This window comes from Afipia massiliensis (genome assembly GCF_014203115.1).
Classification (GTDB): Bacteria; Pseudomonadota; Alphaproteobacteria; order Rhizobiales; family Xanthobacteraceae; genus Afipia; species Afipia massiliensis.
Genome location: NZ_JACHIJ010000001.1, coordinates 476,874 through 490,816, shown reverse-complemented (window position 1 = coordinate 490,816; position 13,943 = coordinate 476,874). Strand labels below are relative to the sequence as shown.

Below are 13,943 nucleotides of genomic sequence, written 5' to 3'. Positions count from 1 at the left end.
CCGCCGCGGGTTTCTGCGGCGGCTGATCAGGCCTGCTTTGTCAATTTGCGCAAACGCAACGGTGATCAGCCAACCCGCACGATGTCATCGGGGGCAGGGCGCGCGTCCGGCTGTGAAATTGCGCGGAGGTCGAACGCCTCTCCCCGCAACTGGGACAGCGATGCCAATGCACGGTCGCGGTCTTCCTCAAGCAGTTTGCCGTGGCTTGCGACCGCCGCTTCCGGATCTCGGCGCTTGATGGATTCCAGAGTCGACGTCATTAGATCTGTTGCCAGTCGCCTCAGGTCGCGAGTCTGGTAGTCGAGCGGCGACTTCCAGATCGTCGTCCAGACCGTTTGATTGGCGAGGTCGGTAAGCAACTCCACCAGAAGTTCGTTGCCCGAGCCGCGCGCAACGGTTTTGACCGCGCGTGTCGTGACGCGTGCGAAGGCCATCGGATCGCCGGTCTCGACCAGTTCGTTCAATTCCGCGCAACGCCGTGCCAGTGTTTCGACATAGCTTTCGATAGGGGATGTTGCCATCGCGCGAACCGCCAGCAGCGAAAGCGCCATGCGCACGTTGAACAGGTCGGCGATAGATTTCAGCGAGAGTGGCCGCACATAAGCGCCGCGCCGCGGCAGCAACTCGACGAGGCGGCGGCGTTCGAGAATGCGAATGGCCTCGCGGATCGGACCCCGGCTGACGCCAAAGTCCCGCGCAAGGTCTAGCTCGACCAGGCGTTCCCCGGCCTTGCGGCGGCCGGCGACAATCTCGGCGCCGAGTTCGTCGGCGACCTGATCGGGGATCGTCCGCGCAGCGAACTTTCTCTCGGAATCGTCGTCGCCTCGGCTCGTTGGTGCTCGCAGGAGTGGTGCCACGGTCTGACTCTCTATCTGGGGCCCGTGGATCGAGCCCCGTGGTTCTATTTACTGTAGAAAGTCAATTGTTGACAATCGACAAATGATGACCTTTCATGCCTGAGACGTCACCCCGGCAGGCGAGCCTCTCGCTTTTACCGGGACAAACGCTTGTTCAGGTCTCGATTTAACTGATTGGGGCTCAAAAGGCGGACGATCGTTACCCGGCAGAAAGACCGGGCAATACAGGGATGGAGCAACTGATGACGGCACCGCGTGCGACCTTGGTATTTGTGACTCCGGTGGCCGGAAAGGGTTGCCGTAACGACCGCGCGGTGTGCGTACCGGCTCTGAAGTCCCGCTCTTTTCAGCTTTGCGTCTGATCGCGCGATGGTCAGCGCGACGGAATTGTCCGACCCCACGGTGATGCGTCCGCAGTCCGCGTCGCGGCTGCTCGATGTGCGCGGTCTTTCGCTCTCCTTCGCAACGAACGAAGGTGAATTGCCGATAACCAAGAACGTGAGCTTTTCGATCAAGCCCGGCGAGCGGGTCGGAATTGTTGGTGAGAGCGGCTGCGGCAAAACGGTGACGGGCCTTTCGCTGCTGCGCCTGCTGCCGCCACAATCGGCGCGCGTGCGAGGCGAAATCCTGTTCGAAGGCACTAACCTCGCAGGGCTCTCGCCGCGACAGATGCGGGCCGTGCGAGGCCGCGACATTGCGATGATCTTTCAGGAGCCGATGAGCGCGCTCGATCCCGTCTTCACCGTCGGAGACCAGATCAGCGAAGCCTATCGGGCGCATTTCCCGGCCAGCCGTGCCGAAGGACGCGAGCGCGCTATCGCCGCGCTTGCGGAAGTCGGCATTCCCGCGCCGGAGCGGCGCTGCGACGAGTATCCGCACCAGTTATCCGGCGGCATGCGCCAGCGCGTGATGATCGCGATGGCGCTGATCTGCAAGCCGAAGCTCCTGATCGCGGACGAGCCGACGACGGCGCTCGACGTCACGGTGCAGGCCCAGATCACCGATCTTCTACGCTCGCTGAGCGAGCGAACCGGGACCGCGCTGATTTTCATTACCCACGATCTCGGCGTGGTCGCCGAAGTCTGCACCCGCATGATCACCATGTATGCCGGTGAGGTTGTCGAAGACGCGCCGGTCGATGACGCGCTGCTGCGGCCGCGTCATCCGTATACGTCGGGACTTCTGCGTTCGTTGCCTGGCCTCAGTCAGCGCCGCGGCGTGCTGCCGTCGATTCCGGGCCGTGTCCCGTCGCCGACCGGCATGCCCGCCGGTTGCCGTTTTCGTCCCCGCTGCATGCACGCGGCAGACGGATGCGAGCGCGAACAGCCGATGATCGAGGTGGAGCCGGACCGTCTGGCGCGTTGCTGGCGCGCGCCCGATCTCAATCTGCCGGGAGCGGTGAACTGATGGCCGAGACCAATTCCGCAACCAAAGACATTCTTGCGGTGCGCGATCTGCGCATTCTTTTTCCGACGCGCGATGGCCGCGATACGGTGAAGGCGATCGACGGAATGGACTTTGAAGTCCGGGCCGGAGAAACCTTCGGCGTGATCGGTGAATCCGGCTCCGGCAAGACCACGCTGGGCCGGGCGCTCGTGTCGCTGATTGCACCGACGCACGGACACATCCTGCACAACGGCACCGATCCTGAATCGCTCAGCACCAGCCAGTTCAGAAAACACCGGCGCGATTATCAAATCATCTTCCAGGATCCCAATGCGGCGCTCAATCCGCGGATGACGATCATCGACAGCGTGATCGAGCCGCTGGAAGTGATGCGAGAGGGCAACGACGCATCGCGCCGCAAGCGCGGAGTCGCGGCACTGGAGCGGGTAGGGCTCTCGCCCGAAACCGCTGGCCGGTATCCGCATCAGCTTTCGGGCGGCCAGAAGCAGCGCGTTAACATCGCGCGGGTTCTGACCCTGCGCCCCAAGGTCATCGTCTGCGACGAGGTCGTGGCCGCGCTCGACGTCTCGATCCGCGGCGACGTGCTCAATCTTTTCAGCGACCTGCAGCGCGAATTCGGGCTGACCTACGTTTTCATCACCCACGATATTTCGGTTGTCTCCCATGTCTCCGATCGCGTCGCCGTGACCTATCTCGGCAGGCTGATGGAGCTTGGCCAGACGGAAGACGTAATCGAGCGGCCGTTTCATCCGTATACGCGGGCGCTTCTGTCGTCGGAGCCTGTTCCGCTGCCGTCCAGCATGCGGGTTGATAAGCGGATCATTCTCCAGGGAGAAATCCCGAGCCCGGTTGCTCCGCCGTCGGGCTGCCGGTTTCGCACCCGCTGTCCTTCGGTTCAGCCGCGCTGCGCGGCCGAAGTGCCTGCGTGGCGCGAACTAAAGCCCGGACATTCGGTCGCCTGTCATTTCGCCACGGTGGAAGGTCCGCCGCCAGACAATCAAAATGCGCCTCGCGCGCAGTAACAAAAGGAGGAAACAAAAATGAAGAAGTTCGATCACATGGTGGGCGCGTTGCACCGCCGCGAGATGCTGGCGCTGATCGGTGGCGCTGCTGCCGCAAGCACCTTCGGGCTGCCGGCGTTTGCCCAGGAGCAAAAGAAGGGCGGCATCCTGAAGATTGCCGCGCCGGCCAACCCATCCTCGCTTGATCCGGCGACGGGCGGTGCAGGCTCCGATCACAGCATTCTCTGGACCATGTACGACACGCTGGTCGAATGGGATTATCCGACGCTGAAGCCAAAGCCGGGTCTCGCCAAGTGGAGCTACCCGGACCCCAAGACTCTGGTGTTCGACATTCAGAGCGGCATCAAGTTTCACGACGGTACGCCGCTCGATGCCGAAGCGGTCAAGTTCAACATCGATCGCGGCCGTCAGGACCAGCGCTCGAACGTGAAGGCAGATCTCACCAGCGTTGAATCGGTCGAAGTGACTGGCCCGCTGCAGGTCACGCTGAAGCTCAAGAACGCGGACAGCGCGCTGCCGGCGATCTTCTCCGACCGCGCAGGCATGATGGTATCTCCGACCAACATCAAGGCGCTCGGCAACGACACCGACCGCAAGCCGGTGGGCGCCGGACCGTGGAAATTCGTGCGGTGGGCTGACAACGAAATCATCGTCGTGACCCGCAACGAAAGCTACTGGCGTCCGGGACGGCCGTATCTCGACGGTATCGAGTTCAACATCATTCCGGAACTTGCGACTGCGCTGCGCTCGGTGGTTGCCGGCCAGAACGATATGTCGTTCGCACTGCCCGCGCGGCTGAAGCCGGTGATCGATCGCGCGAAGAACCTCACGACCGTGACGTCGCCGACGTTGTACTGCATTCAGATCTACTTCAATCACGCCCGCGCGCCGCTCGACAACGTCAAGGTCCGGCAGGCGATCAACTTCGCGCTGGACCGCGACGCCTTCGTCAAAGCGACGATGAACGGCCTCGGCGAGCCGGCAAGAATGACATTGCCCAGCACGCACTGGGCCTATGACAAGTCCATCGCCAATCTCTATCCGCATGATCCCGACAAGGCGCGCAAGCTGTTGGCGGAGGCGGGCTTCAAGGATGGTCTTGAACTGACCATCGGCGGCTACATGGATCAGGACTCGGTTCGCCGCGGCGAGGTGATTCAGGATCAGCTCGGCAAGGCCGGAATCCGGCTCAAGTTCTCGCGGGGCACGATCGCGGAAATCAGTTCGCAGTTCTTCGCCACCGAGAAGAAGTTCGATCTGCTGGTGTCCGCATGGACCGGGCGGCCGGACCCGAGCATGACCTATGCGCTCGGTTTCGATAAGGGCGCTTACTACAACGCCGGTCGTCTCGCGGCTCCCGAACTGTCGGCGATGATTCAGGAAAGCCGCGAAAGCGAAGACCTGACCAAGCGCGCTGCCGTGTTCGCGAAAATCCAGCGCTTCACGATGGAAAACGCGCTGTCCGCTCCGCTCGCGTTCCAGTTCGAGATCGACGCGCTGTCCGAGAAGGTGAAGGGCTTCAAGCCAAACCTGCTCGGCAAGCCGAAGTTCGAAAACATCTCGCTGGGATAACACCCATACCGGCGCCGCTGCGATGAGCGCGGCGCCGGTCATTCGGTCATCGAAGGTCTGGTTTCGTCATGATTACCGCCGCCAAGCTCAGCATCATCGGCCGCCGTCTGCTTCAGACGTTGCCAGTGATCGTGTTGTCGACCTTCATCGTCTTTGGTTTGCTCAAGCTTGTGCCGGGCGATGTCGCCGTGACGCTGGCGGGGGACAATGCGTCGGAGCAGCGGATCGCGGAAATTCGTGAAATCTACGGCCTCGACCGGCCGTTCTTCGTTCAATACGGGACGTGGCTCTGGAAAGCCGCGCATGGTGATCTTTCGAATTCGCTGGTGTCGAGCGAGGCTGTTCTCACCTCGATCAAGCGGTGCCTGCCACACACGTTGTTGATCGTCGCCATGGCACTGATGCTGGCGCTGCTCGTGGGTATCCCGCTCGGGATCGCAGCGGCAAGCAGACCGGGCTCGTGGATCGACAGCTTCGTCATGGCCGTTGCTTCCCTAGGTGTGGCCGTGCCCAATTTCTGGCTCGGCATGTTGCTGGTGGCCTTTTTCGCACTTGAGATGAACTGGCTGCCGGCCACCGGGGCAGTGGCCTTCGCGCAGGATCCATGGGGCGCTTTACGTCACGCGCTTCTGCCCGCGATAGCGCTGGCGTCGGGCGGTATAGCCGAGGTCGCACGGCAGTTGCGGTCGTCGCTTGTCGAAATCCTGTCATCGCAGCAGGTGCGCACGCTGCACGCCAAGGGCCTGCCGCCGTCCTCGATCCTGTGGCGGCATGGACTGAAGAACGTCAGCGTCAATCTTCTGACCGTGGTGAGCCTGCTCGCCAATCGCATGCTGGCGGCGACGGTCGTCGTGGAAGCCGTGTTCGCCATTCCGGGCATGGGCAGCCTGATCGTCAACGCCGCGATGAACCGGGACTTTCCGGTGGTGCAGGGGGTCGTCTTCGCGATGGTGCTGATTGTGGTCGGTCTCAACCTGTTGACCGACATTCTCTACAGCGTTCTCGATCCGAGGATTTCCTGAGATGGCGGACACAGTCGTTATGTCAGAACGCAAGCCGAGCTGGTTCGCTGGTTTCGGTCGCTGGTTCCGGTCCGATCTGCGCGGCGCGTTGAGCCTTTCATTCCTCTTCGCCCTCATTGTGATTTCGACTCTGGGGCCGTGGATATCTCCTTATTCACCGACGATGCAGGATCTCGATGCAGCGCTGTCGCCGATGACGGCGAAGCATTGGCTCGGCGCCGACGATCTCGGGCGCGATACGCTGAGCCGGCTGATCTACGGCGGCATGGCGTCGCTCTATGCGAGCTTCCTGGCGGTCGCCATCGCGGTGGCGATCGGCGTGCCGGTGGGCGTGCTGGCTGGTTATCTCGGCGGCTGGGTTGACGAGGCGATCAGCCGTGTCGTCGACAGCTTCCTGTCGTTTCCCGCCATCGTGCTGGCAATCGCGGTCACGGGCGCGCTCGGTATCGGCCTGACCAACGGCATGATTTCGGTCGGCATCGTCTTCGCGCCGCAGCTGGCGCGGCTGGTGCGCGCGCGGACGCTGGTAGTGCGCAACGAGCTTTATGTCGATGCGGCGCGATGCTTCGGCGTGTCCACCGGCCGCATTCTGTGGCGCCACGTTCTGCCGAATGCGATCCAGCCGGTGATCGTACAGGTGACGCTGCTGCTGGCCGCTGCGTTGCTCGCGGAAGCGAGTCTCAGCTTCCTCGGTCTCGGCATTCAGCCGCCGGACCCGAGCTGGGGTGCGATGCTTGCGCGCGCTTACCAGAACATGGAGATCGCGCCCGAGCAGATGTACCCGCCGGGACTCGCGATTCTGTTCACGGCGCTTGCTTTCAACACACTGGGCGAGTCGATGCGTGTTGCGCTCGATCCGACCATGAAGCGCCGCTGATATTTGATTTCTGAAAATAAGAAGGAAGACGGGAATGGCCGCAGGCCTCAACGAAAAGGAATACCTCGAGCAGTTGCACGCCTTGTGGGACAAGGCGTGGCCGAAGGGCATCGCTCGGAAGCCGCATTACCCTCACGGCGAGGTGGCTCTGACCGAGTATCTGCGCGCCTGGGCGAAGGACCGGCCGCAACGGCCTGCGGTGATTTTCTACGGTCATGTGACGACTTACGCTGAACTGGATCAGCAGAGCGATCGTTTCGCTGCGTTGCTGCAGGCCAAGGGCGTGCGCAAAGGCGATCGCGTTGCGGTGTTCCTGCCGAACTGTCCGCAGTTTCACATCGTGTTCTTCGGCATCCTCAAACTCGGTGCGATTCATGTGCCGGTGAGCCCGCTGTCGCGTGCGTTCGAACTTGCCTATGAACTGAATGATACTGATGCCGAAGTGATCGTCGCGCTCGACCAGCTTGCGGCGACGGTGGATCAAGTGCGCGGCGAGACCAAGCTGCGCGAGGTCATCGTCACCAGCTTCGCCGATGTGCTTCCCGCAAAGCCCTCGATTCCGGTTCCGGATTCGATCACGGGGCCGCGCCTTGCAGTTCAGGGCGCGACCGACCTGTTGCCGGCGCTCGCGGCGATACCCGCGCCGACGCCGCTGCCGCCCGCCGGTCTTGATGATGTCGCGGCGCTCAACTACACCGGCGGCACCACGGGCATGCCGAAAGGCTGCGTCCATACGCAGCGCGATATGGTCTATACGGCGGCAGCCAATCAGGGCATTTCGGTTACGTCGAACGAAGACAGCATCTTCCTGTCCTTCTTCCCGGAGTTCTGGATCGCGGGCGAAAATTTCGGCCTGATCTTCCCGCTATTCACCGGCGCGACGCTGGTGTTGCTGGCGCGCTGGGACGCGGTCAGCACGCTCGCGGCCATCGACAAGTACAAGGTGAACATCACGGCGATGCCGGTCGATGGCGCTGTCGAGTTGATGGATCACCCGCGCTTCAAGGAGTTTAACCTGTCGTCACTGACACAGGTGCGCGTGGTTTCCTTCGTCAAGAAGCTCAATCCGGATTACCGCAAGCGTTGGAAGGATCTCACTGGCACGATCCTGACCGAGGCGTCGTATGGAATGACCGAAACCCATACGTCCAACACCTTCACCGCGGGTTTCCAGGACGGCGATTTCGATCTGATTTCGCAGCCGATTTTCGTCGGACTTCCGGTTCCGGGTGCAGAGTTCAAGATCACGGACTTCCAGACCGGCGAACTTGTTCCGCTCGGAAGCGAGGGTGAAATCCGCGTTCGCACACCGTCGCTTCTGAAAAGCTACTGGAACAAGCCGGAAGCGACTGCTGAATCTCTCGTCGACGGCTGGTTGCGCACTGGCGACATTGGGTGCATCGATACCGATGGCTTCATTCACTTCCTTGGCCGTCGCAAGGAGATGCTGAAGGTCAAGGGCATGAGCGTGTTTCCGCCGGAGATCGAGGCGCTGCTCGGCCAGCATCCGGCTGTGCTGGGATCGGGGGTCGTCGGCCGCGAAGATCCCGATAAGGGGCAGGTGCCGGTGGCGTTCATCCAGCTCAAGCCCGAGGCGATCGGAACGACCAAGCCGGAAGACATTCGCGCGTGGTGCGCCGAGCGGATGGCCACCTACAAGGTGCCGGAAGTGAGGATCATCCAGGCGCTGCCGATGACCGCGACCGGCAAGGTCAAGAAGCAGGAACTGGACGCATCCGCGCCTGCCGCCTGAGCTGATTGCTGAAATTTTTGTTCGGTGCGGTGTCACAGTGGCCGCGCCGGACTGACGTTGTTCCCTGACGGAGAGTGTTATGTCCTTTCGCAAGCTGCTGATCGCCAACCGCGGCGAGATCGCCATTCGTATCGCGCGTGCCGCCGCAGACGCCGGGCTCGCCACGGTTGCGATCTATCCGGCTGACGACGCATTGTCGCTTCACGTCCGCGCCGCGGACAAGGCCTGCGAAATTCCCGGACGTGGCGCGCGCGCCTATCTCGATATTGAAGGTGTCATCTCGGCGGCAAAATCCACCGGATGCGACGCGCTGCATCCGGGTTACGGATTTCTCAGCGAGAACGCTGTGCTGGCGCGGCGCTGCGCGGAAGAGGGGATCGTCTTCGTCGGCCCATCGCCAGTGGCGCTTGAACTGTTCGGAGACAAGGTCGCGGCGAAGGCGCTGGCGAAGCGCTGCAACGTTCCCGTGATCGAAGGCACGGTCGGCCCGACGACACTGGACGAAGCGAAGGCCTTCTTTGCGTCGCTCGGCAAGGGCGGCGCGGTCATGGTCAAGGCGATGGCCGGTGGCGGTGGCCGTGGCATGCGTGCCGTCGAGAATGCATCCGATCTGGCGGAAGCCTATGCGCGCTGCCAGTCCGAGGCGAAGGCGGCGTTCGGAAGCGATGGTGTCTATGTCGAGCGGCTGATCCGCAAGGCCCGGCATATCGAGGTGCAGATCATCGGCGACCGGCACGGCGCGATCAGCCACCTGTGGGAACGCGAGTGCACGATCCAGCGCCGTAACCAGAAGCTGGTCGAGGTCGCACCGAGTCCATCCCTGAGCGATGGCCTTCGCGCGCGTATCCTTGAGGCCGCGAGGCAGCTGGCAGCGGCTGCAAACTATGACAGCCTCGGTACCTTCGAATTTCTGGTGGATGGCGAAGCCGGCGAGGGCGATGGCGCCTTTGCCTTCATCGAGGCAAATCCGCGTCTGCAGGTCGAGCACACTGTTACGGAAGAGGTGCTGGGCGTAGATCTGGTGAAGTCGCAGCTCGCGGTCGCGGATGGTGCGACGCTGGGGTCGCTCGGACTGGCGCAATCCGCTGTTCCCGCGCCGCGCGGCTACGCGATGCAACTGCGTATCAACATGGAAGTGATGGACGAGAGCGGGGCGACGAAGCCGACCGGCGGCGTGCTGGCGGTGTTCGAGCCGCCGTCCGGGCCCGGGGTACGCGTCGATACGTTCGGTTACGCTGGCTACAAGACCAGCGCGGCCTTCGACTCGCTGCTGGCCAAGGTGATTGTCCACGCGCCGTCCGCGCGCTGGCCAGACGTTGTGACCAAGGCGGCACGCACATTGCGCGAATTTCGCATCGACGGGGTCGCCACGAACGTTCCCTTCATGCAGGCGCTGCTGGCGAACCCAGATTTCATCGCCAACAAGATCAGCACGAATTTCATAGATACCAACGTGGCTGCGCTGGTTGGCGCGGCACGGGAAACCGCGCCGCCGCTGTTCTTCGCACCTACAGGCGCTGGCGCGGACCCCACGGTGGCAACGAAGAAGAATGATGCAGGCGTTGCGCCTGCGGGCTCTGTGGCAGTGTCCGCGCCGTTGCAGGGAACGGTGGTCGCGATTCCGGTGGCTGAGGGCGATGTGGTTCATCCGGGACAACAGCTTGCGATTATTGAATCGATGAAGATGGAGCATCTGGTCACCGCGCAGCAGGGCGGCAAGGTCACCCGGATCGCGGTGACCGACGGCACCACGCTGATGCAGGGCGAGCCCATTCTTTACATCGAGCCGGTCGAGATGGACGAGCGGGTGGCGGCGGAGGAAGCGGAGATCGACCTCGACTACATTCGCCCAGATCTCGCCGAGATGATCGCGCGTCAGGGCAATACGCTGGACGAAAACCGGCCGCAGTCGGTTGAACGCCGTCGCAAGACCAATCAGAGGACCGCGCGGGAGAATATCGCGCAACTCGTCGACGAGGGATCGTTCATGGAGTACGGCTCGCTGGCCATTGCCGGCCAGCGCCGGCGGCGAGCGGTCGATGATCTCATCAAGAACACGCCGGCGGACGGTCTTGTCGCCGGTGTCGCGACGGTCAATGCCGCCAAGCTCGGCGAGCAGGATGCCCGCTGCATGGTGATCTCTTACGATTACACCGTGCTGGCCGGCACCCAAGGCCACATGAATCACAAGAAGATCGACCGGATGCTGACGCTCGCCGAACAGTGGCGCATGCCGTTGGTGTTCTACGCAGAGGGTGGCGGCGGACGGCCTGGCGACACCGACCGGTTGGGCATGACCGGCCTCGACGGCCCGTCCTTCGTGCAGTTTGCGCGATTGTCCGGACACGTGCCGGTGGTTGGCGTGGTCTCGGGCTACTGCTTCGCTGGCAACGCCGCGATGCTCGGCTGCTGCGACGTCATCATTGCTACCGAGAATGCGTCGATCGGCATGGGTGGCCCGGCGATGATCGAAGGCGGTGGTCTTGGCGTCTATCATCCCGCTGAAGTCGGGCCGGTCTCCTTCCAGTCGCCAAATGGCGTTGTCGATATTCTGGTCAAGGACGAGGAAGAGGCGACCGCCGCCGCGCAGAAGTATCTGTCATACTTCCAGGGCGCGCTGGCTGACTGGAAAGCGCCGGACCAGCGCCTGCTGCGCCGCGCGATCCCCGAGAACCGGCTGCGGGTTTACGACATCCGCTCGGTGATCGATCTGATCGCCGACGAGGGATCCGTTCTCGAGATCCGGCGTGATTTCGGCGTCGGCATGATCACGGCGTTCATTCGCGTCGAGGGCAAGCCGTTCGGCCTGATCGCGAACAATCCGAAGCATCTGGGCGGCGCTATCGACGCCGACGCGGGCGACAAGGCCGCGCGCTTCCTGCAGCTTTGCGACGCCTATGACATTCCGATCGTGTCGTTGTGCGACACGCCGGGATTCATGGTGGGGCCGGAGGCGGAGAAGACCGCGATCGTGCGTCACGTTGCGCGGATGTTCGTGACCGGGGCAAGCATCACGGTGCCGCTGTTCGGTATCGTGCTCCGCAAGGGTTACGGCCTCGGCGCGCAGTCGATGATCGGCGGCGGATTCCATGCGTCGTTCTTCACCGCGGCCTGGCCGACCGGCGAATTCGGCGGGATGGGACTGGAAGGGTATGTCCGGCTCGGCTTCCGCAAGGAGATGGAAGCGATTGCCGATCTGGCGGAGCGGGAGGCCTACTACAAAGCCAAGGTCGCCGAGCTGTATGCCAACGGCAAGGCCACCTCGATCGCGTCGGTGTTCGAGATCGACAATGTGATTGATCCGGCGGAAACGCGAAGCTGGATCATGGCCGGACTTCGCTCGGTGCCCAAGCCGGCGCCGCGGGAGCATCGCAAGCGTCCGTGTATCGATACCTGGTAGGACTTGCGTTCCGGAAAGCGATTGCGTCGCGACTTCGATCAGGAAGACGGACCTACTAGTGAGGCCCGTCGTCCGCACCGAGCCGCTTTTGCTCATGCGGCCGTTCAAAAAAGTCCTTGGTCAGCACAGCAACCTCGGTTCTGTTCCTGGCCCTGAGTTTTCGCATGATGTGGCGGAGATGAACCTTCACCGTATGTTCGCTCATGCCTAACTCATAAGCGATCTGTTTGTTGGCCATTCCCTGACAGAGCGCTTCGACGACCATCATTTGTCGTTCGGTCAGGAGATCGCCGGTTTTCGCCGTCGGCTCCTGTTTGCTGCCATCCATCGCCAGGCTACTCACAGGCACAAAGGTGCCGCCGGCTTCAACCAGCCGCACGGCCTCGACGGCGACATTGAACGACAAACTTGTCGGGATGTATCCGCGCGCTCCGCCTTTAAGAGCTCGCACGACGTAGTTCACGTCATCGATATCTGACACGATGACCACAGGTGTATCTATCGCGGTTGCTTCGAGAAACTGGAGATCGGTGATACTTGACGCGTCGTTGCCATCGACGAAGTACACCACAATTGAAGGGTTGACGGCGCTCTCCAGCGGCGAGGCCCGCCATGTGCAGATATTGGCGAACGCCATGATGTTGTGGCTTGTGTATGAAATCTCCAGGCAGCGAACAAAGCAGTCACGGAAGAAAGCGCGCGGATGAATTACAACGAGTCCGGGTCTCTTTGGGACGGCAAGCGGGTCATCAGTTCTCGCCGCTCCGTTGACGCGCGTGACCTCGTTGGGTCTTGTCGGGATTTTGATGTTGACGCGGTGCTGCGCTGAGGGATGGCTGTCCTGGCCGTTCGTCTCGCGCCGGTTCGAGCAATTCGCTCGCGCATTGAGACGGAGTTCGTCAGACAATATCTGTGAGGGATGGCGAGGGCTGCTCAGTGCAGGTCGTGTCGATACAGAGGATTGCGGCAATTGGTCCGAGCGCTTGATGGGAGGATCGCTGCTACTTTGATCAATGGGGCAAGATACAACTTCACTGACATGTAGTCGCTGTTGGGAGCGAGCAGAGCTTTGTTGCCTTTGGCGCAATGAATGCGAATAACCGGTGATACTCATGACGCACCCCTACTCGTAATACTTAATACTCCGTCTTGAAGCGATTTCCGTTCGTATGAATCTGCTAGCTCTGCGGAATTCGTAATTTTCTGCTCAAATAATTCATCCAACTTTAGGATACCCTGCGTTTATTGCAAGCCTGTGATGCTTTTCCGATAGGCTTTTGGCGCGTTGCACAACGAGGCACCGTTCCGAGACATGGAACCCGCCTCAAAAAGTCGAGGTAGAACAGCGTTTCTGCTCATGAGTATTCGAAAGGCGATTTTCCGAGGCCCGGTTCGATGTCGCAAATGTGTACTGAGACGTGAGCGTCGAAGAAGCGTTCCCAAAGAGAAGACACGTCGTCCCGCTCCGACCAGATCGCAGTGGCATCGTCTCGCAGATCGAGATTTTGATCCTGCCACTCCGCGCTGCGGCCCACCTTCAAGATTGAATTTCCGATCAGCATGGAGCCGAGCGTCATGGCGTTCTGGCAGCCGATTTCGAAATCGCGATTTCGGGCAGCACTGAGCAGAAGAACCTCTTCACCGATCAGGTTGGATCTCATCGCGGTGATGTCCTCCCATGCCTTAGCCTGCACCAGGCACAAGGTTTGCCCTTCGATTTTTCCGATTTCAATCTTGGCGATGATCGTAATCAGCATGACCATGAAGCCGACGATGTAGGGGCTCGACCATGCGGCGTCGGGTATGGCGCCAAGACGATGGCGACTCTTCGCGACCATGGGGGAGAGCGCTGCGCAAGCTGCCTTGCGAGCTCTGCGGACTCTGGAGAGATCGAGAACCCAGCGCAGCATACCGCCGCTCCTGCCGATCCGAAAAGAAACCAAAATCTGCGCGGCGCCCTTGTTTTGTTCGGGAACCTGCCTGATCATACATCCAAGATACGTGATGCTCCAGATCAACTCAGGAGTGGACCA

10 protein-coding genes are annotated in these 13,943 nt (G+C 61.7%); 7 read left to right on the top strand and 3 right to left on the bottom strand.

The window, feature by feature from the left end; translation table 11 throughout:
- Positions 1 to 65: 65 nt before the first annotated feature.
- Positions 66 to 857 carry a GntR family transcriptional regulator gene (locus HNQ36_RS02270; RefSeq protein ID WP_347339936.1) on the bottom strand — a complete coding sequence of 264 codons (792 nt, stop codon included), beginning with the start codon at positions 855 to 857 and terminating at the stop codon, positions 66 to 68.
- Between the two features lie 369 nt (positions 858 to 1,226).
- On the opposite strand from HNQ36_RS02270, the gene HNQ36_RS02265 reads away from it, so the two are divergent.
- The 7 genes from HNQ36_RS02265 to HNQ36_RS02235 all read left to right on the top strand — a co-directional run bounded on the left by HNQ36_RS02265 (position 1,227) and on the right by HNQ36_RS02235 (position 11,910).
- The gene (locus HNQ36_RS02265) at positions 1,227 to 2,264 is read left to right on the top strand and encodes an ABC transporter ATP-binding protein (protein ID WP_246395207.1); all 1,038 of its coding nucleotides are present in this window, start codon (positions 1,227 to 1,229) and stop codon (positions 2,262 to 2,264) included.
- Positions 2,264 to 3,286: an ABC transporter ATP-binding protein gene (locus HNQ36_RS02260; protein ID WP_184082322.1), complete on the top strand. Its 1,023-nt coding sequence runs from the start codon at positions 2,264 to 2,266 to the stop codon at positions 3,284 to 3,286. The genes HNQ36_RS02265 and HNQ36_RS02260 overlap by 1 nt, the downstream gene beginning before the upstream one ends.
- Before the next feature lie 18 nt (positions 3,287 to 3,304).
- A complete protein-coding gene (locus HNQ36_RS02255; RefSeq protein ID WP_046830156.1) occupies positions 3,305 to 4,858 on the top strand; it encodes an ABC transporter substrate-binding protein in 1,554 nt (517 codons plus the stop codon).
- 68 nt (positions 4,859 to 4,926) lie between these two features.
- Complete coding sequence (locus tag HNQ36_RS02250) at positions 4,927 to 5,880, top strand: ABC transporter permease (protein WP_046830155.1); 954 nt, start codon at positions 4,927 to 4,929, stop codon at positions 5,878 to 5,880.
- 1 nt (position 5,881) lies between these two features.
- Positions 5,882 to 6,757 (top strand): ABC transporter permease, encoded by an 876-nt coding sequence (locus HNQ36_RS02245; RefSeq protein WP_184082321.1) that lies wholly within the window; start codon positions 5,882 to 5,884, stop codon positions 6,755 to 6,757.
- 34 nt (positions 6,758 to 6,791) lie between these two features.
- Positions 6,792 to 8,510: an AMP-binding protein gene (locus HNQ36_RS02240; RefSeq protein ID WP_184082320.1), complete on the top strand. Its 1,719-nt coding sequence runs from the start codon at positions 6,792 to 6,794 to the stop codon at positions 8,508 to 8,510.
- Positions 8,511 to 8,589: 79 nt separating this feature from the next.
- A complete protein-coding gene (locus HNQ36_RS02235; RefSeq protein ID WP_184082319.1) occupies positions 8,590 to 11,910 on the top strand; it encodes a carboxyl transferase domain-containing protein in 3,321 nt (1,106 codons plus the stop codon).
- A gap of 55 nt (positions 11,911 to 11,965) precedes the next feature.
- On the opposite strand, the gene HNQ36_RS02230 is transcribed toward HNQ36_RS02235, so the two are convergent.
- Together HNQ36_RS02230 and HNQ36_RS02225 are read right to left on the bottom strand one after the other, a co-directional pair.
- Positions 11,966 to 13,024 (bottom strand): LuxR C-terminal-related transcriptional regulator, encoded by a 1,059-nt coding sequence (locus HNQ36_RS02230; protein WP_184082318.1) that lies wholly within the window; start codon positions 13,022 to 13,024, stop codon positions 11,966 to 11,968.
- A 241-nt stretch (positions 13,025 to 13,265) separates the two neighbouring features.
- On the bottom strand, positions 13,266 to 13,928 hold the full coding sequence (locus HNQ36_RS02225) for a hypothetical protein (protein ID WP_246395205.1): 663 nt from the start codon (positions 13,926 to 13,928) through the stop codon (positions 13,266 to 13,268).
- Positions 13,929 to 13,943: the final 15 nt, after the last annotated feature.

Bases quoted from the DNA above. Each gene is read 5' to 3' on its own strand.
- HNQ36_RS02265 (WP_246395207.1), top strand. From the start codon at position 1,227: ATGGTCAGCGCGACGGAATTGTCCGACCCCACGGTGATGCGTCCGCAG.
- HNQ36_RS02260 (WP_184082322.1), top strand. From the start codon at position 2,264: ATGGCCGAGACCAATTCCGCAACCAAAGACATTCTTGCGGTGCGCGAT.
- HNQ36_RS02255 (WP_046830156.1), top strand. From the start codon at position 3,305: ATGAAGAAGTTCGATCACATGGTGGGCGCGTTGCACCGCCGCGAGATG.
- HNQ36_RS02250 (WP_046830155.1), top strand. From the start codon at position 4,927: ATGATTACCGCCGCCAAGCTCAGCATCATCGGCCGCCGTCTGCTTCAG.
- HNQ36_RS02245 (WP_184082321.1), top strand. From the start codon at position 5,882: ATGGCGGACACAGTCGTTATGTCAGAACGCAAGCCGAGCTGGTTCGCT.
- HNQ36_RS02240 (WP_184082320.1), top strand. From the start codon at position 6,792: ATGGCCGCAGGCCTCAACGAAAAGGAATACCTCGAGCAGTTGCACGCC.
- HNQ36_RS02235 (WP_184082319.1), top strand. From the start codon at position 8,590: ATGTCCTTTCGCAAGCTGCTGATCGCCAACCGCGGCGAGATCGCCATT.
- HNQ36_RS02230 (WP_184082318.1), bottom strand. From the start codon at position 13,024: ATGAGTATCACCGGTTATTCGCATTCATTGCGCCAAAGGCAACAAAGC.